Consider the following 19947-nt stretch of genomic DNA (forward strand, 5'->3'; position numbering starts at 1 on the left):
TCGTTCACATGGTATATACGTTCACGTGCACAAATTGACCAAACTCACGAATTGAGATACGATAAATCCATAATCTTGAGAGGACCGGAGAATAGCAAATGCAAAAGATAACCAGCAAACATATTGCCGAAATATGCGGCGTTACGCGAGGCACCGTAGATCGTGCCCTTAACAATCGCCCCGGCATCAAACCAGCGACACGGGAGAAAATTCTGAGGGCAGCTGAAGAGCTCGGATATCGTCCTGACTATCTCGGTCAAAGTCTGGTAAAAGGCGAAACCCGAACACTGGGTATCGTCATGTTCGATGTCCATAATCGGATTTTCGCCCAGCTGTTCCATGCCTTTGAAGAAGTTGCAAGACAGCACGGGTATTTCGTCTACCTTGTCTTATCCCATAAGGACAAGGACGTTGAGATTGAGTATATACATAATCTGATCGACCGAAGAGTGGACGGGATTGCCCTGAATCCCATCAATGCGGGAACAGCATTCGAATCCCTGCTGCACAAGACGCGTACGCCTATCCTCACCTTCGGGAATGAGCTGTCTGAACAATTTCCCCACGTATGGATCGACGATCAAGCGGCTATCCAAGAAGCAGTCCGCCATATTGCTGCGAAAGGCTATCAGCATATCATTTATGTGAGTCCTCCGCTGCGATTCAAAGGAGAAGAAAATATCCATGTACCCGAACAGCTCTATCTCGGGTTTCAGGCTGCTCTTCTACAATTACCTAGTGTCAGCTATACGGTCATCACTGAGAAAGACTATATGACGGCAATACATACGGAACTGCAGGAAACACGTAGTCGAACGGCTATTTTATGCACGAGCGACGTATTCGCACTGGAGGTATTAAAGTCGTTGAAGGATTCCAACGTAGGTGTTCCTGGCGAGGTGGGTGTCATGGGATTCGATAATATTGATATGCTAAATTACATCGATCCACCGCTCACGACCGTTGACTATCAGGTCGAGGAGATTGGAAGAAGTCTAGCGGAATCTCTCATTCGCCGTATTCAAGGGGAAGACATTCCATTGCGTACGCTGGTCGCTCATCAAATTATGGAACGCAGCTCACTGTAACAAGACGAAAGCTCAGATCCCTTCACACGGAAGGAATCTGAGCTTTATTGCATGCTTGTCGTACTTATTGGCGCCATACGCCTAGCTGTTTCCGAATCAATACGATTTGACCTGCATGATAAGCATCATGCATGATCCAGTTCAGTAATTCTTGACTTAATGTTAAGCTTGTTGAACCATAAGGTGCATCCAGTTGTTCTTCCGTTAATTGTCCAAGTGCTTCACGAATTCCCGCTGAGATGGTTCTGGCTTTCGTTACCACCGCCTGCCATCCTTCCTCATCCTCCGGATCGATATGGCCTCTAAATGTCTCCTCATTGGAAATGTTCTTCGGCCCTACTTCTTGCCCGGTAAGACGAAGCCATCTCCGCTCGTTGTGGTAATTCATATGATTCAGTGTCTCCCAAATGGAGTTCCCTCCACCTTGCGGAGTCCATGCTGCGGCAGCAGCGGGTATCCCTTCAAGCACTGTAGATACAGGAGCGATCCACTCTTCCTTCTCCCAGATATGATCCCATTGCCATACCAAGCTCTGAACACGATTCTGCTGCACGAAACATCATCCTCCCAGCATAAAGTGTAACTAGCAAAACTCAAATTAACACGTTACAATGCAATTAGAATATACCATAACCATTCGAAATTTGTAACTATCTAAATTCAATTTATTAGTTACATTGATTGCAGGAGGCACTTATGAATCATTCGTTATGGTCAGACTTTTTGAATAGCCAGTGGCATGATTGGCGCGGGAGCGGCCGCTCTGAAGACCGGCTTCTACTGCCCACCTGGCAGACACGTTATCTGGATACTTACGGCTTATCAGCCCCCATACCAGCCCATGAGGAGGATATCCTTATGCTGCAGCACTTTCGAACGCAATTGCATCACATCACGCTTCGTCTATCACAGGGCGGTTCCATGACAGAGGAGAATCTTGATCTTCTAAATAAGGTTCTAGCTCAAGGTGATAATACGCGCAGATTGCTACGTGATGCAGACGGCTTACGCCTTGCATCACTTCCCAACCGGTCCGATTGGCAGCAAGTCATGGCGGAGATTGCGACGGATTTCGCCCGCAACATCATCGAAGGTGCTAGCGATCGCATCCGAATCTGCGACAACCCGGATTGCCTATGGGTGTTCTATGATGATACGCGGAATCGTACCAAACGGTATTGCGATGACAAGATGTGTGGGAATCTGATGAAAGTGCGGCGATTTCGTGCAAAGAAGAAAGTGGAGCAAGCACGTGATTAAGGTTTGAGAAGCAACAAAGAGGGCTATTCCGCTTAGGAACAGCCCTCTTCTTGTTATTCTACACGCCACTCGTAACCTGTTGATTCGCTACCATATCAGCGAGCTTCATCGGTTGTCCGCCGTTCAATCTGGATTGCTCAGAGGCGAATGCTATCAGATGGCTCTGCAGCGAGGCTGTCGCGGAAGTCAATCCATACGATGGATTATGGTCGAAGCGTCTCACTTCACGCAGGAAGGAACTAACGAGGCGTTCGTCGCCGCCGCCGTGTCCGTCGCCGCTCGTGTTGCAGTTAATCTCCAGCTTCTCGCCCGTCAGGTAACGGTACAACGTATAGATACCTGAATCCATATCGCCGATAATCTCGCCGTGCGTCCCCATGATCTGTACCCTGCGGGAACCACCTTCGGTCAAGCCTGACATGATGAAGGACGCGTTGGCGCCATTCGTGAACTCCATGTTCACAATCTGGTGGTCCACCACATTGTTGTCACAGCGATACACGCAGCGTCCGAACGGACCTTCATGCAGCGCCCTTAGAATCCCTTCTTGCGATAGGTCACTCGTCATGTACCGCGCCCATGGATGATGCGGTGGATCAATATACATCTTAAGTGCCGAGAACGCGCACTCCTTCTCGACTTCACAGCCGCTAATGCAGCGATCCGTGGAGCCTACCGGCGCATTCTCCGGCCGGAAATGCAGAAGCGAGCCATAGGAGCTCACACTCGTACATTCCTGTCCCATTAACCAAGAAATAATATCCAGGTCATGGCATGATTTCGCGAGAATCATCGGACTCGTCTCTTCGGAATTCCGCCAGTTCCCGCGAACATAGCTATGCGTCATATGACGATATCCAACATTCTCCGTCAATTGAATGGTCGCGACGGTTCCGAGCTCACCCTGATCGATGCATTTCTTAATGCCTGTCCAGAACGGCGTATAACGAAGTACATGGCTTACGATCAGCAGACGTTGATGCTTAAGCGAAGCCTGCTCGAGCGCAATGCATTCATCCTGCGAAGGAGACATCGGCTTCTCCAATAGGACATGATAGCCAAGTTCCATCGCCTTCATCGCCGGTACGAAATGCATCCGATCGAGTGTACTAATGATCATTACGTCTGCAATTCGTCCTTTCTCAAAAGCTTTCTCCCACGAATCATATACTTGATCTGGTGCAATCTCATGAATTGCCGCGAAATTATTCCTGCGCTCATCATCAGGCTCTGCGACCGCGACGATTTTCAGTTCATTCGGAAATTTTTCTGCATAAGGTCCATAAATATAGCGCCCTCGACTTCCTGCGCCAAGTAGTACCGCTGTTAATGTTTTCAAGTCATTTCCCCCTCAAGTTCACCCTCTGACTTTCATATTAAGCGCAGACCCTTGGTTCAGGAAAGAGATCGTTACTGACATTTCATATACAATTATTGACCTGAAGGACTAGGTGCTCGAACGCACAATGCGGTATTCTTGCGGTGTCACCTCATTCTGCTTCTTGAAGAATCGGATAAAGGCCAACGCTGAGTTATAGCCTAGCGCGGTTGCAATTTCGCCCACCTTCATCGACGATTTCAGCAGCATTTCCTGGGCAATTAAGTTTCTATAATCGTTAATGTATTTAGAGAGACCGATTCCCGTTATCTGCTTATACAGCCTGGACAAATACGATGGATTTAGCCCGACATAATCGGCGAGCGCATTCAGAGAAATATCCGTCGAAATGTTCTCTTCGATATAGCGGTGGACCTTATTAACGACTTCCGTCGGCAATTGGGTGCCTCGCATCGTATTCCATTCGAACAAATAGTCTGCGAGCTGCCAGAAATATTGAATCATATCCGGCCAGGATGACGCATCTTTCGGCTGAAATAGACGATCCAAATCCAGCACTGTATTGACATAATCTCGGAACTCCCGATTCTTGTGGATGTAGAACAAGAACACGGCAGACAGGGAATGGTACAACTCCGACTTCCGCTCATGCGAGGTCTTTGGATCATTCCAGATCGAAGTCAGTTCAACATATAGCTTATTGAACGGTTCCCGATGATTGTTCTCTACACAGGTCATGAGCAATTGAATACGAGAATGATAGAAGCAATCATGGTATGCTCCTGCTTTATCGTTCTCTTCTTCTTCGGATTGCATGTCAATATCCGTCAGAATGACTTCACTAGACAATCCATGTCCGTGCGCCAGCCCAAATTTGATGGAATGGAATCGATCGGACACGTTCTCCCAGCGTGTGGGCTCACTTCCGAGCACGAATGACACCGGGAGACTAAGCAATCGCTTACAAGTTCCTTGTATCGTCTCCAGGATCCCGCTAGTATAGCGATATGCACGCCCCCAATCCAACGCCTGCAATTCGTTCACACTCGGCTCACTTCTCAGAGGCTGAATTAACCAGACGATTCTCGACAAATCATATACGAAGGAGAAGCTTCGTACTTGCGCTGATAAATATTCGTCGCAAATATTCTGAAATGCGTAAGTCAGAAGTGCTTTATCCGGTGTCGTGAACATTTCTCTCCACGCATCTACCCTGCCAATCAGGATGAACACAGGCAAGCTTGCATCCAGCGGAATATCAATTTCCTTGAATGCACGTTCTAGCTGACTAGACGTAACTTGCTTTCCTTGGAAAAGACTCCACAAATAATCTTTCTGAAGAGACGGTAAAGCTTGCCGCATCTTGGTCTGAGCCTTTGCAATAATTTGCTGCTGACTATATTCGGCCTCTAAGGTTGTAATCGCGCGCTCGACCGATTCGATAATCTTCTCATCGCTCTCAACCTTCAATATATACTCGAAGCCGCCGTAAGTAATCGCGCTTCTCGCATAATGAAAATCATTGTAGCCTGTTAGAAAAATAACCTTGCAGTCCGGCCACTCCGCCTTAATCTCTTGCAATAATTCAATCCCTTCCAGGCCAGGCATCTTAATATCCGAAATAACAATATCAACGCGTTGCTGCCGCATGACTTCCAGCGCCTCTTCACCGGAATAGGCTTTTAATAGCTCGAGTTTCAAATGCTCCGTATGTTCGAATAATTCGAGCAGTCCATCCACAATAATCGGAATATCATCCACGATTAGCAATCGGTACATGCGAGTTCCCCCTCTAGTCTACACTCAGATTGATTTTGACTTGCAGTCCGCCTAGCTCAGAACGCGACGTTGTAATGCCATACTCTGCTCCATAACGCAATTGTATTCTTCGATGGACATTTATGAGTCCTGTCGTCTCTTCCATCCGATTAGAAGATTGCCGAAGCCGAAGATTTAGCTGTTCAATCACTTCATCGGTAATTCCCTTGCCATTATCTTCGACGTATAACGTAAAATCATTACCGCTGCGTTCCATATGAACCCATAGTTCACCTTGCTGGACCATATTCCCAAGCGCATGCTTATAGGCATTTTCGATAATAGGCTGCAAAATTAGCCGCGGTACCAAAGTATTCGGTACCTCCCCTTCAAAGGTGACTTGAATGCGGTCCCCATAACAAATGGTCTGCATCTCCACATAGGTGCGAGAATGATTCACTTCAAGCTCCAGCGGGATGTCATCCTCGTCATTGCGCGTAATAAATTGAAAATACTGCCCGATATGCAAACAGAATTGATAAGCTTTCTCCTTCTGATGCTCGGACTTGATCAGACGGCATAAGACGAAGAAACAATTATATAAGAAATGAGGATTGATCTGCGATTGCAATCGTTTCAGCTCGGAGCGCTGATTGCGAATTTGCTGCTCATAGTTTTCCTCAATTAATGTCTTGAGTGATTGTACCGTATCATTAAACGCTTGGTACAAATAGCCGAACTCATCCTGCCCGCGATCAATCGGAATAGGCTCCAGCCTGTTCTGCTGCACGCGGCGGAAGGATTGGACCAACTTCATTAATGGCCGATAGATAAGTCTTAATAGAAAATAAGAAAAGAAGAACACAATACATACGGCGAGCGCACAAGCGCCCCAAAACAACAATCGGTACTTCTGCAATGGGCCTAGCACATTCTCTTCCGGAATGCTCGTAATGGAATACGAATGCCAGAGCTCTGAATATTTATAGACGGTTAAATAGCGTTCCCCATCGACATGCAAGGTCACATAACCTTCTTGTGCATTCGAACGCTCTAGTTCTTTGGCGTATGCCCTCATCTCGGCAAGCAGCTTCGGATCATGCGCCCCGGAAATTTCCCATCCGCGATCCAAATTCATCAGGACCGTCTGTCCGCCTCGCGAGCTCCCAATCTGCTCGAGCGTCTCGCGAATCTTATTCGTCGATAGCTCCACCCCAACGAGATAGATCGGATTCCTCGCGAAGCTACTTGGGTATTGCATCGTGATGAACAACCGTTCCTTCCAATAGATGAACGGCTCCTCATACTTCTTCTCGCTTTGCTGCATCGCCTTGTATTCCTGCTGATCCATGGCCGTCTCGAAGTTCAGACTCAATATCGTACGGTCGATTAAAGGGACATAGGCCCTTGCTTCTCGAATGAACGGACTCGAATTTTTCATCAGATCCAAGCGACGCTGAATATCAAGCACCATCTTAGCTCGTTCATAATAACTCATCGCTGTGCCTGTTGTCGCAATTTCCATTAAGTCTTTGTCCATGACATAATTCGGCAAATATCGACTAATGCGATCTGCTTCCTTATCGAGCGAATCCATATAGAACCGCGTCGTATTCAAAATCGAAGAAGAGATCTCGGCCCGGATATTATCCGAACCCCGCTCATTGATCATCCACGTAATGATCATAAGAGGCAACAAGGCCGCCAAAAAGGCAGCCAACATTTTCTTGAATATGGAGGAGTCCTGTAACATAAATTTGCTCTTCAACATCTGTTCTCTCCTCTAATAGTATCGTAGCGAAAACATTCTGCAATACTATTCTTTGACACTCCCCATCACAATTCCTTTAATGAAGAATCGCTGCATGAAAGGATATACGATGAGAATCGGGAATGCTGCGACGAAAATCTGTGCTGCCCGGCTCGTGCGATCTGACACTTTGAGCGCCAATTCGATATTTTCCGCCTTAATGAAACGGAAATCTAATTTAACAATGACCGTCTGCAAGAAGGTCTGCAACGGATAATTCTCCGTATGATTCATGTAGAGCATCCCGTCAAACCAGCTGTTCCAATGACCTACCATCGTGAACAAGCCTGTCGTTGCGAGTGCAGGTAATGACAACGGGACATAGATTTTCCATAACGTCTTGAAATGTCCTGCGCCGTCAATTCGCGAAGATTCCTCAAGTTCCTTCGGCAGACTGCGGTAGAAATTGAGGAGCAAAATGACGTTGAATACGGCAACAGCTCCTGGTAGAACCAGCGCCCAAATCGTATCGATCATGCCGAGAGACTTAATCGTCGTATACGTCGGAATGAGTCCTCCGCTGAATAGAATCGTAAATACGAATACCCATGCGTAAAATGTACGCAGCCGGAACTGCCTGGAATCTTTGGACAATGGATACGCTGTAATAATCGTGAGCGCCATACTGATCGATGTCCCTAGAAAGACCCGCTGGATTGAGATCCAAAATGCACGTAGATATTCCGGCTTTCCGAATACGTTCTGGTAGGCAGCGGTTGTAAATTCAACCGGCCAGAGTAGGACTTTACCGGCTGATGCCGCCTGTCCGGAGCTGAATGAGATCGCTAGAATATGAATAATTGGCATAAGACATAAAAAGGATACGAATGCCAAAAAGATAAAATTGCATACAAGAAATAGCTTTCTGGACCATGACTTGTTATGATGCATGATGTGTCTCTCCTTTCTGAATTACCGGACGAGTGTCTTAGAAGATGCGGTAATTCGCTATCCGATAGGCTAAGACATAAGAAACCGAAATGAAGATAAAGGATACGATGGATTTAAGCAGCCCCACCGCGGTTGCGAATCCAAATTGTGCTTGTTGGACCCCCATACGGTAGACGAACGTATCGATAATATCCGCACTTTCATAGACCGGCGGACTGTACAGGTTGAAGATTTGCTCAAAGCCAGCATTTAGTACATTACCGATATTGAGTGTGAGCATCAGGATAATGATGGGCATCATCCCTGGCAGTGTGACGTTCAATATCTGCTTGAATCGCCCCGCCCCATCGATCTCAGCTGCTTCATAGAGCGATGGATTAATGCCAGTTAGTGCAGCCAGGTAGACGATCGTCCCGAACCCGAACTCCTTCCATACATCCGATATAACCATCACATAAGGGAACCAGGCATTATCACCTAAGAAGAAGATCGGCTTGATCCCAAATATGCTAAGGAATTGATTCAGAATACCGGAGGATGGGGAAAGAATATCAACCAAAATACCGCTTAATAGAACCCAAGATAGAAAGTGTGGCAAGTATACGAGCGTCTGGAACGTCCGCTTGACCCATTCTTTCCGCAGCTCATTTAGCAGAATCGCTATCGTGATAGGCACAATCAATCCGGCAATAATTTTCATAACCGCAATATAAATCGTGTTCAGAAAGACCCGTCCGATGTCGGGGTATTCGATTAACAATTGAAAGTTCTTCATCCCAATAAAGGGTGATCCGAACAAACCTTTATTCGGGATATACTTTTGAAAAGCCATCATAATGCCAGCCATCGGGTAATAACAGAAGATTAATACCAAGATTAATCCTGGCAGCAGCATCATATGAAGAGGCCACTCCCGCTTCCACATTCGTGTCAATACATTCATGAATTTCACCTCGCTGTATTAAAAGAGGGGTTGTTATGATTCAACCCCTCAACCTTCATATGATTATTTGTGGCTTGCGTACCACTCGTTCACTTCTTTGGTAATGTCATCGCCGCCAAGCTTCTTCCATTCGCCGACGAACTTATCGAATTCATCAACGGACACTTGGTTCATAATGATTTTGAAGTAGATTTCATCACGTTTCTTCAGCAAAATTTCTTGGCGATCCGCCATCGTAGGCGTAGGTGCGCCGTAGAATTTGTTTTGCAGGTACTCTTTGTTTTGCAGGATTTTCGGGTTATGCGATACTGCGCCGTTCGGACCCGAAATCAGAGGTTCCCACCACATATTGATATCGCTGCCATCGATAAATTTCATCGCACGTTCATAACGACCCTTCTGATCTGCAGTTTGAAGAAGGCTAGGATCTTTCGTCCCAATCGCTTTCGGCAGAATCTCGCCGTTGTTATCCAGCTGTTTACCAACGCGTAGTGGGCTAAGCAGCCAGTAGTTGCTGCCTTTTTCTTTTTTGTCTTTACCAAACAAAATGGTTTTTTGGTCATCTGTCGGATTCATCGTATTATCCACTACGATCCATTCGTTCAGCAATCGAATTACGCCTTCTGGGTGCTTCGCTTGCTTGGAAATAACATAATACTGATCCACACCTAAGCCAATTTGATTCAGTGTCGGTTTACCATCCGCGGATGGGATTGGGTATGCGCCCCACTCTTGCACGACTTTACCATCTTTGACCGCGCCCTTCACCAGCTGTGCAGGCGTCCAGGATGCACCAAATACAAGACCTACATTGTTGTTGTAAAGAAGCTCTGCTTCTTTTTCGGTATCTTTAACGGCGAATTCAGGATCGATTAAACCTTTCTTGAACATATCTTGAAGCGCTTTGAGCGCATCCTTCACTTGCGGCTGGATGTCACTGTTCACGAGATTGCCGCTCGCATCTTCCATCCATAGATTTTCATAAGCGTGGTAACCGTTAAGGAATGCGCGAAGACCCGTTACACCTGTATCGATTTTGAATGGTTCCTTGCTGACGGCGATACCGTAAGGCTTGCCAGTGCCGCCTGGGTCTTTCGTCTTGAAGGCTTCAGCGATCGTAAGCACGTCTTGCATCGTCTTCGGCTCTGGCAGATTCAACTTCTTCAGCCAGTCTGTGCGTACGTACAAGTATTGGAAATTGTACGGATTGTAGGAGCTCGGAATTCCCATCAATTTTCCGTCGATCGTCGCGGTCTTCATCTGCATGCCGCCGTCCATCGTCAGGAACTTCTTCGTATCGTCCGTTGCATTCTTGTCGTATACATCTGTGATATCCATGATCATGTCTGCTTCTGTCAGCTCTTTGAGCTGTGTCGCTTCAACAAGCATAAGATCCGGAATATCGTTGGATGCGATCGTCATTTTCAATTTTTCTTTGAATTGCGTGACGTCTGCCACCCATTTATTCGTAATCTTCACACCAATATCTTTTTCGTACTGATCATAGACGGCGTTCTTGTCGAAGCTCTCGCCTTCGTCGAATTTCAAATACGGATCACTCTGCGCAACGGTAGATACTTCGATCACTTCATTTTCTTTTGGTGTTTCCGTTGTTTGCGTCTGCTCTTTCGCCGGTTCTGCCGGCTTCTGTGCTTCCTCTTTCGTGCCGCCGCATGCCGTTAATGCCATGCTGAGGACGAACAATACGATCAAGAGTGCTTTACTTTTTCTTTTCATATGAACCCTCCCTAGTGATCTCGAAAAGTGATGATTGGCTGAGGTGATCAGCTCAATGCTCTCTTCTTAGTTTTAGTATAGAAAGATACGTGCCTATCTTCTATATACTAGTCTTTACTTTCGTATACACCTTTTGACACACACCATATCATTCCATAGGAAAGCAAAAAAGCCAACCCCGTAACCTTGGATCCGGTTAATAGGGCAGGCTTCATGGCACATACACAACAATAGGGTGTTCTATGTGAACACCCTACACTCGTCTTATTGTTCACATCTTGCCTTCTAGCTCAAAGAAAAACCACTGCACTAGCACTAGGCCTTTCGATACCCCCAGCAGGCTGGTCTTATCATAACGATAATCCTTACCTGTCCAGAGCCTCCTGCTATAGTCTCAACGACCTATATAAGTGAATTTCCTCAAAACCTTTAATTTCTGCGCACACGCAGAGTTCCTTCATGATTTCTGGTGTTTATGGAATACTAACCCAAGCTCAAAATCACGATGTGACAAAGGAGAACACCTATGATTCGAATTCTTACAACAGTAATGATCGCCATGCTGATGACGGGATGCACGTCCTACTCACCCCCCAAGGAAGCACCCACCAAAGTAAAAATATACAGTGAGGCCGACACTTCCGCGACCTTAACGCCCACACAAAAGTTACTTGCCGAAAAATTGATCAGCTTATTCGAAAATGGGGTCACGACTATTCAATATGGCTATGCCGAGAATCTGCATGATGGCCGAGGCTTTACTTGTGGCCGCGCTGGATTCACGACAGGCACGGGAGATGCATACGAAGTCGTTAAACGGTACACGAATCGCGTCCCTTCGAATAAACTCGCCACTTACCTGCCCGAACTAAAACGGTTAAACAGCACTCGGAATCAAGCTGATGTATCACGATTGACTGGATTTGATAAAGCTTGGAAATCCCTTGGCAAAGACACCACATTCCGAGCCGTTCAAGATGAAGTGGTCGATGATTGGTATTATCGTCCTTCCGCTTCCTATGCGAGCACAGCAGGACTGCAGCTTCCGCTCTCCATGGCGGTGCTCTATGACACCATCATCCAGCATGGCGACGGGAACGATCCGGATAGCTTGTCCGCTTTAATCAAGCGAACCAATACGGCTGTAGGTGGATCACCTCAGCAAGGCATTGATGAGAAGAAGTGGCTCGCCAAATTTCTCGATGTACGTCGAGAAGACCTGAAGAACCCATCCAACCGCTCAACGCAGCAAGAATGGGCCCAATCAGTAGGACGCGTCGATGTCTTCAAATCCATCGCAGCAAGCAACAATTACGCCTTAAACGCACCTATCGTGATTGATACGAGCGAGTACCACGAGACGATAGTGTAGACTTAGGAATATACTTCGTTACGTATTTTTTATAGTTTCGTACACCTTGAATCACTTTGACATCCGCTGATAATAACTTTCGATCACTAATCACCCACGTATGCCCCATCGAATTTTTCTCTCGGATCGCTGCAAAGTTATATTTGCTCGCAGAGTAGACACGATAGCCCCGTGCTCTGCTGTCTCGACAGAATTTATCATCTTCCCCATTGCTGCGATCCGGGAACTGAACCTTCTTGAACACTTTCTTCTTGAAGACCAACGTCGCACCCGGGAGGATCGATACATACTTACGTTCATACTGAGGAAACCGAAGGATCAGCTTCTGATTCCCTTTGAGCCACGCATAACATGCGCGTTTGCCAACAATGTCGGCTCCGCTTTTTTTCATCGCCAGCATTGAGCCAGTTAAGTAGCTTGGCGCATAATAATCATCGTCATCGAACTTCGCAATCGTATTATACTTCGATTCTTGGACCGCATAGTTCAAACATGCCCCTAGCGAGGTGTCTTCAGGCAATTGATATACGGATACATTGTCATAATCCCGAGCCATTTCCCGATACTCTTCAATATCCAAGCTATCTTTATTCAGGATAATGATCAGTTCTTTCTTTACCCAATTCTGTCTATTGAAATTTTTGAATATGTTCTGAATATGATGAGGGCGTTTGGTACAGGTAATAATAGAAATGCCCTTCCCTTTATACTGATAACCACTTCGGGTTTTCACTTGGCGGTCCTCCCTCCAGGGTAATGGAAAAGCGTCTTTTTTTCTTTCAAGGAGTCACTATATTAGTATGAAATGTATATAAAATAAAGACGGCGAATCGACTAGTTGTTTCGCGGAAATGGCGTACGAGATCCCTCTTGGAGAGGAGAAGACCGTTCTTATGATCGTGAGAAGTAGGATTAAACCGAAGATCAAACCGTTAAAGCATCATAAAAAATCGAGAATACGTACCGACAGCGATCCCAAAATCGCCTACCTTACCTTTGATGATGGTCCCAACGAATACACCGAACAAATTCTAGATGTATTGAAGAAATATGATGCGAAGGCGACCTTTTTTATGCTGAAGCCGCATATTCTTGAGCATCCTTACACGGCTATGCGCATCGTTCGTGAGGGCCATGCCATTGGACTGCATGGCGTGACTCACCGCGCAGAGCTCTTCTATGCATCGAAGGAATCCGTCATCGAGGAGTTCAATGACACACGGAACACACTCCGTGCGGTAACGGGCAAAGACACGCGACTCGTCCGTACTCCTTATGGAAGCATTCCACATATGAGACCCTCATATTTTGATGCGGTGGAGCGCTGGGGCTACCTGCTCTGGGACTGGAATGTCGATAGTCGAGATTGGAAATATCGAGATTATCGGTCTGTTCGAGCCGTGAAAAAGCACGTTCGAAAACTGCGTCATCGCGGCAGGAGGCCTGTGATCTTGATGCATGATCGCCTAGAGACGGCTGAACTGCTCAGAGATATTATTAAATATCTTCAAGAACATGACTATCGTCTGGATAAGCTAGATGAGACATTGAAGCCGATACGATTGAAAACCCTATGAGATCAAAAAAGGCGATTGTTCCCGATTCCATATCAAATCGAGAAGACATCGCCTCTTTTGTATTTAATTTTATCAGAAGTTCGGGTTGCCGAAGTTACCGATTCGCAAATCGCGGAAGGCCTCAACAATCTCCCGCTCCGTATTCATAACGAACGGCCCGTGCTGAACAATCGGCTCATGAATCGGTTCTCCGCTTAGAACGATCACAAGCGCGTCGGTCATTCCTTCGATCAGTATTTCTCCTTGTCTGTTCTTAAAGAGGACAAGTTCAGAGGCCGAAGCAACGGACTCATCATTAATTTTTACTTGGCCTTGTAGAACCAACATCGCCGTATTGAAAGTTTGCGGAAGGGTAAATCTTGCCTGTCCTTGCTGTTTCAAGGTAATGTCGAATAGATTAACAGGTGTGAACGTCTCCGCTGGACCCTTCACGCCTTCGAACTCACCTGCAATAATACGAACCGTTCCCGCATCACCCGGCAGCCCCACATACGCCATTTGATCTTTCAACAATTCCTGATATTTCGGTGGACTCATTTTGCTCGCCTGCGGCAGATTTACCCACAGCTGAATCATATGCATGATGCCGCCGCGTTCTGCGAACGATTGCTCTTGGTACTCCTTATGCAATACACCCGAGCCTGCCGTCATCCATTGCACATCACCTGGCCCAATGACGCCATGATTCCCTGCATTATCATGATGCTCGACATACCCGTCATATGCGATCGTTACAGTCTCGAATCCACGATGCGGATGCGCTCCGACACCTCTGGCAGCACGAGCTGGCGGAAATTCATAGGGTGAATTATAGTCCAGCAGAATAAATGGACTTAACCGTTCAAGGAATGGGTTCCCGGATGGGAAATAATTCGATACACGAAACCCGTCTCCAACCATTTGAAAAGGTGCGCCTTTGAAAATTCCTTCAATCGAACGAAATGTTGACATACGATCACGACTCCCTTAATTGTTGTATGAATTTTATTTCAATTAAATATTCTTTAATTGAAGATTTTTATGCGAAGAAAACGGGCTACTTGCCATTAGCCCCTTTACCTAATAACTTCAGCATCTCAATCGCCTCTTCCTTCTGCGTTTGGGAGAGTCCACCCATTAACTCGTGGATTCGATCGGCATGCTGAGGAAAGATTTGTCCGAAGAATTCCTGGCCCTGCGCTGTGAGCTCTGCGAAGATGACCCGTCGATCCTCATGCGATGGAATACGTGCAATCCAGCCTTTTTTCACGAGCTTATCAATGTTATAGGTCATCGTACCACTTGTGATCAGAATTTTCTCACCAATCTGCTGAAGCGGGATTCTCCCCTTTGTAAAGAGTACCTCTAAGATGCCAAATTCGGAAGGCGACAGATCATAGGTCCGAATATCCTTCGATACACTATCCATAATTGTCTTATAAGCCTTTGAGAGGACGACGAGCAGTTTAAGTGATGTAAGCTGTTCTTCCTCGGTATGATTCGCCATCTTCATTTCCTCGATTCTACTGTTTCTTATGTTGCGCTCAAGTATCTTGAGTTAAAGATATATTGTTTCACCATATTTGTCAATATGCTAAAAACTGACATCCGCAGGAAGTGGATGCCAGTCTATATGATTTGTATTATGCTCTTATAGATCTATCTTGGGATTACTTACGAAGCTCACGATGCACGATTGGAGCAACCTCGGTTGCTAACAGTTCGATCGCAGCAGCGATTCGAGAGAATGGAACGCCGCCAATGTCCATCTGCAGCATATACCGTGTATGCCCGAACATCTTATGCTGCGTGAGAATCTTCTCGGCAATACGCTCTGGACTGCCTACGGCTAACGCCGTATCTGGACCCGCAAGCTGCTCAAATGCATCCCGCGTCAGGGTGCTCGACTCTAGTCGGTTTCCGTTGAAATGTGACGTGTAATTCGCATAATAAGGATAAAATTCGTTAAAAGCCTGCTCCGTCGTCTTGGCAATATAACCATGACTCGTGATTCCTACTTGTAAATGCTGAGGGTCATGTCCCGCATTCTTACCAGCTTGCCGATAGGTCTTGACGAGGTGCTGCAGCTTCGATGGGTCTCCTCCTAGAATGGCAAGGGCCATCCCCGTACCATAAGTCCCTGCAAGCGCAGCACTAGCAGGTGTTCCACCTACGCCAATCCAGATCGGAAGCTCGGACTGTATCGGTCTCGGCGCAATTTCAGCATCGTGAAGATCGCTGCGGAACGCACCTTTCCAGGTTAACTTGGAATGACGGTTGAGTTCTTGCAGTAATGTTAGATTTTCCTGGAACAGGGCATGGTAATCATCTAATGCGTAACCGAATAATGGGAAAGATTCCAAGAAGGCTCCCCGACCCGAGATAATCTCGGCACGCCCGTTCGAGAGCAAATCTAATGTTGCGAAATCTTCGAAGACACGGACAGGATCCGCAGTACTGAGTACGGTTGTGGCGCTCGTTAATCGAATACGTTTCGTGGCTTGCGCGATGGCAGCTAGGACAACGGGTGGGGATGATAATGCGAAATCCAGCCGATGATGCTCGCCGACGCCGAACACATCAATCCCTGCTTCATCTGCAAGCTTCGCGGCTTCCACAATTTCATGCAAACGCTGTGCTGGACTGATCTTATGCCCTGTCTGTATATCTATGGATAAATCGCCTAGTGTATAAAGTCCGAATTCAAACTTTGGTTGTACTCCTTCATTTTTCATATTTATGGTTCCCTCCCTAGATGACATGAATCCTATACGCCTGTAAGGATCCATGAACGCAGTTTAGCTCGTACACTCCGATATTTAAAGTATGCTCACAAGACCTCGTTTTTCCTGTACGCTTCGTCCTGAGCACTGCGCCATTTTTTACAAATTCAAATTTAAATATAGATTAAGATTACTTATAGTAAGTAAGTGTATTATAGTAATTTACTATTGTCAACGTTATTGTTAGAGGCACAAAGGCGAATTGAGGAGAACCGACCACAAAGGACATTAAAGAAGCTGACACCGGTAGAGTACCGACGCCAGCTTGCTGTCTAGGAGCTTTTTTCAATGTCTACTAAATGGGGGCTTGACCACGGTAATTTTAAGGTAATGATCCTTTAGAATGAAATCGGAAGGTTCAAATATTGTTTAATTTATCCATGATCGCTATACTAATCCTATAGGTCGTGAAGCACACGCCGCTTCGAGTAACTTTCCCAGACATTCGCTCTGGGTCAGTTCATTCGAGGCGGCTTTTTGTTGCATTTAAAATGGAGGGATGCATCGATATGGGACAGTTTAAAGAACGATATGAACAGTGGCTGCAACAGAATATGGATGAAGAAAAAAACCATAGAAGACGTGAGATTCTCCAAAAAGGCTTAGGTCATGGGACGGTGGAATTTCTACGGACGATATGGTTTCCCGTTGTCGGTCATTTCGATCACTTGTATCCAGAATGGGAAGTGCGAGATTTCAAAAACGGCTACCGTTATCTAGACCTGGCCTATATGCCCGGGGGTGCCAAAGGAGGTATTGAGATACAGGGATATGGACCGCATGCTCGTGATTTGGATGTGAGAAGATTCAAGGATTTATGCACACGGCATTGCCTTCTAGCCCTTGATGGGTGGATGTTCCTACCTGTGGCGTACCCTTCCATTACGGATGAGCCAAAAGAATGTCAGCAGCTCGTTCTTGCTTTTATCGGTAAATTTATCGCGACAGATGTAGCATCTTCCTTGACTTGGTTAGAAGCAGAGACCGTTCGTTTCGCTCGACGTGTGCTGCGGCCGCTCACACCGCTAGAGCTTGCTGCACATTTGAAAGTGAGTGACCGGCATGTCAGGCGTATTTTACACCGGTTAGTCGATCAGCAAATATTGCGTGTGGCAAGTGGCCAAGACCGATTTAGAACGTACATGCTTCGATAAGTACAAACTTGGATAATTGGTTCCGTTATTCGCTCGGTTTTTACCAATCATTCAACGATTGCGGACCGAGGTTCCGTTATTTACGATAAAACGAATCTTGTCGAAGGATTATACCGCATATAACGGATCTGTAGTCCACAAAACCTATGATTTAAGCGCATTTCTATCAAATAACGGAACCACGGTCCGCTCACTCGGCTTCAATGTTGACTGCCGCCGTCCGAGAGCAAGCGGCCAAGACCGATTTAGAACATACCTACTTCGATAAGTACAAGCTTGGATAATAGCGTATTACGTTCGTAGCTTAGAGCCGTCAACGGACTATGGTTCCGTTATTCGTTCGTTTTTTATCAATCATTCAACGATTGCGGACCGAGGCAGGAATCTTGTTGAAAAACGTTTTAGTAAACGTTTCACTTACTCGACAAAAAAAGCTGCCTTACGCAGATCGAGATGATCTGGGTAAGACAGCCTTCATATACGACAGTTTATTATTTTGCCGATACGGATTTAAACCAATCGTTAACTTCTTTCGTGATTTGATCGCCGCCATTTGCTTTCCAGCTTGTAACGAATTGATCGAATGCATCCACTGGCAATTTACCGTAGATGATCTTATTGAACGTCTCCATCTCAGATTGACGTAGCAAGTTCCATTTCGTGATCATCGTAGGTGTCGCTGCACCTGTGAAGTAATTTTGCTTGCGAATATCCGATTGCGACATAACAACTTTCGCTGCATACCAGTTCTCTGGCTTGCGGAATTCTGCCATTTGCTTCTCATATGGTGTCTCAGGCTTCGCGCCGTCTGCAAGCTTCACAAGCGTCTTCATGTACAGATCCGGAATACGAGCAGGACCTGTTAAGTAAGGGAAGTCGTTATGGAAGTCTTTGATCTTATCTTTATTGCTCGTCGGTTGTCCGTCTACGACATCCCAGTCGTATCCTTTGGCAAAACCGTACTCATAAGCACTGCCTGCCTTCGGATTTGCAAGATTCTCAAGCAAGTAGTTGTAGTAGAGAATGATCGCTTCCGGATGCTTCGCATCTTTATTGATCATGATACTGCTGTTAACACCGGAGTTCTGCCATTTCGTTCCCATTAATCCATCTGGACCTGCAGGAACAGGGTATGCTTTGTACTTCGAACCCTTCACATTCTTCAGCAAGTCTGGTGCTGGCCAATCTGGAACCCAGTTCGCACCCGGTAAGATGCCCGCTGCGCCTTTTGTCCAACTCTCAGCGGATTTGCCTTCATCCCATAATGCCGAATCGACGTGAATGTAACCTTTATCCATCCATTCTTTCAACTTTGCAAGTGCTTGCTTCGCACCTGGTTGAATCGAACCGTAGACCAAGTTGCCATCCGCATCTTTATTCCACTGCTCTTCGATCGTTCCATAAGCACCGAATAACCAATCGAGTGAACCCATCCATGTATTTGTATTACCTTTCAACGACACAGCTAATGGGAAGACATCCTTCGCCGGCAGACCGTCTGGATTCTGGTTCTTGAACTTATCCATAATATTCTCTAAATCCGCGATCGTTTTAGGCGCTTGAAGGTTCAGCTTCTCCATCCAATCTTCGCGAAGCCATAGGAGCGTATCATCATTATCGGTATATTCCATGATTGGCAGGTTGTACTTTTTGCCATCACGTGTGAACGGATACCATAACTCTGGATGCTGCTCTGTATGATCTTTCCAGATCTTATTCGCATACTTGTCGAACAATTCATCGATCGCAATGAACTGCCCAGAATCGATCAATTGGTTCGTCAGAACCGGATCCGTCGGAACAGGCACGAAATCAGGCAGCTTCTCGCCGGAAGTGATCGCAAGCTGCAGCTTCTGACGATACTGCGCGTCGCCAGCTGGATACCACGTATCCTTATGTTTAATCCCGAATGTCTCCAGCATCCAGCGGTCATGAACGTTGTTCTCTTTCGTGTCGCCTTTTGCATATTTCTTCGGCATGAGACTACTGCTAATCTCAATCGGTGGGTCATATTTCCCTTTTGCAAACGCTTCATCCGCCGCAGAGACCGTTTTTGTATCGGCCGGCTTCTCCGCTGCTGGTTCCGTGCTGTTGTCCGATTTCCCGCCGCAGGCTGAGATCACGAGCAGAGCTGAGACCGTAAGAAGCAGGAATGATTTTCTGAATTTACCCATTCTGTATTCCCCCTACTGTGTAAGATAGCTACATCTGTAACTTTACCAACGGACTAGGGAGGACATCTATATGACTTTGTTA

At 46.3% G+C, this 19947-nt stretch carries 17 protein-coding genes; 5 read left to right on the plus strand and 12 right to left on the minus strand.

From position 1 onward, the window contains the following. Positions 1-98 precede the first annotated feature (98 nt). Entirely contained in the window at positions 99-1088 is a 990-nt protein-coding gene (locus ACFQZR_RS21845; RefSeq protein ID WP_379349855.1) for a LacI family DNA-binding transcriptional regulator, read from the plus strand. Positions 1089-1152: 64 nt separating this feature from the next. Here ACFQZR_RS21845 and ACFQZR_RS21850 read toward each other — a convergent pair whose 3' ends face one another. Then, on the minus strand, positions 1153-1641 hold the full coding sequence (locus ACFQZR_RS21850) for a DinB family protein (protein WP_379349857.1): 489 nt from the start codon (positions 1639-1641) through the stop codon (positions 1153-1155). Positions 1642-1784: 143 nt separating this feature from the next. Here ACFQZR_RS21850 and ACFQZR_RS21855 point away from each other — a divergent pair, with 143 nt between their 5' ends. Further along, the gene (locus tag ACFQZR_RS21855; RefSeq protein WP_379349859.1) at positions 1785-2348 is read left to right on the plus strand and encodes a CGNR zinc finger domain-containing protein; all 564 of its coding nucleotides are present in this window, start codon (positions 1785-1787) and stop codon (positions 2346-2348) included. 58 nt (positions 2349-2406) lie between these two features. Here the strand turns inward: ACFQZR_RS21855 and ACFQZR_RS21860 are convergent, their stop codons facing one another. The 6 genes from ACFQZR_RS21860 to ACFQZR_RS21885 all read right to left on the minus strand — a co-directional run bounded on the left by ACFQZR_RS21860 (position 2407) and on the right by ACFQZR_RS21885 (position 10826). Next, positions 2407-3687: a Gfo/Idh/MocA family protein gene (locus ACFQZR_RS21860; RefSeq protein ID WP_379349861.1), complete on the minus strand. Its 1281-nt coding sequence runs from the start codon at positions 3685-3687 to the stop codon at positions 2407-2409. A gap of 108 nt (positions 3688-3795) precedes the next feature. Continuing rightward, positions 3796-5466, minus strand: a complete 1671-nt coding sequence (locus tag ACFQZR_RS21865; RefSeq protein WP_379349863.1) for a response regulator — start codon at positions 5464-5466, stop codon at positions 3796-3798. A gap of 13 nt (positions 5467-5479) precedes the next feature. Further along, positions 5480-7213, minus strand: coding sequence for a sensor histidine kinase (locus ACFQZR_RS21870; RefSeq protein ID WP_379350943.1), 1734 nt, complete (start codon positions 7211-7213; stop codon positions 5480-5482). Between the two features lie 48 nt (positions 7214-7261). Continuing rightward, a complete protein-coding gene (locus ACFQZR_RS21875; protein ID WP_379349865.1) occupies positions 7262-8146 on the minus strand; it encodes a carbohydrate ABC transporter permease in 885 nt (294 codons plus the stop codon). A gap of 37 nt (positions 8147-8183) precedes the next feature. After that, positions 8184-9089, minus strand: a complete 906-nt coding sequence (locus ACFQZR_RS21880; protein WP_379349868.1) for an ABC transporter permease — start codon at positions 9087-9089, stop codon at positions 8184-8186. Between the two features lie 63 nt (positions 9090-9152). Beyond that, on the minus strand, positions 9153-10826 hold the full coding sequence (locus ACFQZR_RS21885; RefSeq protein ID WP_379349870.1) for an extracellular solute-binding protein: 1674 nt from the start codon (positions 10824-10826) through the stop codon (positions 9153-9155). Positions 10827-11352: 526 nt separating this feature from the next. Between ACFQZR_RS21885 and ACFQZR_RS21890 the strand changes: the two genes are divergently transcribed. Beyond that, positions 11353-12198: a chitosanase gene (locus ACFQZR_RS21890; RefSeq protein ID WP_379349872.1), complete on the plus strand. Its 846-nt coding sequence runs from the start codon at positions 11353-11355 to the stop codon at positions 12196-12198. Here ACFQZR_RS21890 and ACFQZR_RS21895 read toward each other — a convergent pair. Continuing rightward, entirely contained in the window at positions 12155-12931 is a 777-nt protein-coding gene (locus ACFQZR_RS21895) for a glycosyltransferase family 2 protein (RefSeq protein WP_379349874.1), read from the minus strand. The two genes, ACFQZR_RS21890 and ACFQZR_RS21895, sit on opposite strands and share 44 nt — an antisense overlap. Positions 12932-13091: 160 nt before the next feature. Between ACFQZR_RS21895 and ACFQZR_RS21900 the strand changes: the two genes are divergently transcribed. Next, positions 13092-13775, plus strand: a complete 684-nt coding sequence (locus ACFQZR_RS21900) for a polysaccharide deacetylase family protein (protein WP_379349876.1) — start codon at positions 13092-13094, stop codon at positions 13773-13775. Between the two features lie 72 nt (positions 13776-13847). Here ACFQZR_RS21900 and ACFQZR_RS21905 read toward each other — a convergent pair whose 3' ends face one another. The 3 genes from ACFQZR_RS21905 to ACFQZR_RS21915 form a co-directional block, all read right to left on the minus strand. Continuing rightward, positions 13848-14726 carry a pirin family protein gene (locus ACFQZR_RS21905; RefSeq protein ID WP_379349878.1) on the minus strand — a complete coding sequence of 293 codons (879 nt, stop codon included), beginning with the start codon at positions 14724-14726 and terminating at the stop codon, positions 13848-13850. An 85-nt stretch (positions 14727-14811) separates the two neighbouring features. Beyond that, positions 14812-15261, minus strand: coding sequence for a MarR family winged helix-turn-helix transcriptional regulator (locus ACFQZR_RS21910; protein ID WP_379349880.1), 450 nt, complete (start codon positions 15259-15261; stop codon positions 14812-14814). Between the two features lie 163 nt (positions 15262-15424). Then, positions 15425-16489 carry an LLM class flavin-dependent oxidoreductase gene (locus ACFQZR_RS21915; RefSeq protein ID WP_379349882.1) on the minus strand — a complete coding sequence of 355 codons (1065 nt, stop codon included), beginning with the start codon at positions 16487-16489 and terminating at the stop codon, positions 15425-15427. A gap of 557 nt (positions 16490-17046) precedes the next feature. Here ACFQZR_RS21915 and ACFQZR_RS21920 point away from each other — a divergent pair. After that, complete coding sequence (locus tag ACFQZR_RS21920) at positions 17047-17691, plus strand: transcriptional regulator (protein ID WP_379349884.1); 645 nt, start codon at positions 17047-17049, stop codon at positions 17689-17691. A gap of 491 nt (positions 17692-18182) precedes the next feature. On the opposite strand, the gene ACFQZR_RS21925 is transcribed toward ACFQZR_RS21920, so the two are convergent. After that, the gene (locus ACFQZR_RS21925) at positions 18183-19865 is read right to left on the minus strand and encodes an ABC transporter substrate-binding protein (protein ID WP_379349886.1); all 1683 of its coding nucleotides are present in this window, start codon (positions 19863-19865) and stop codon (positions 18183-18185) included. Positions 19866-19947: the final 82 nt, after the last annotated feature.

Origin of the sequence: Paenibacillus sp. GCM10027629 (genome assembly GCF_042676425.1) — a bacterium.
Lineage (GTDB): Bacteria > Bacillota > Bacilli > Paenibacillales > Paenibacillaceae > Paenibacillus_K > Paenibacillus_K terrigena.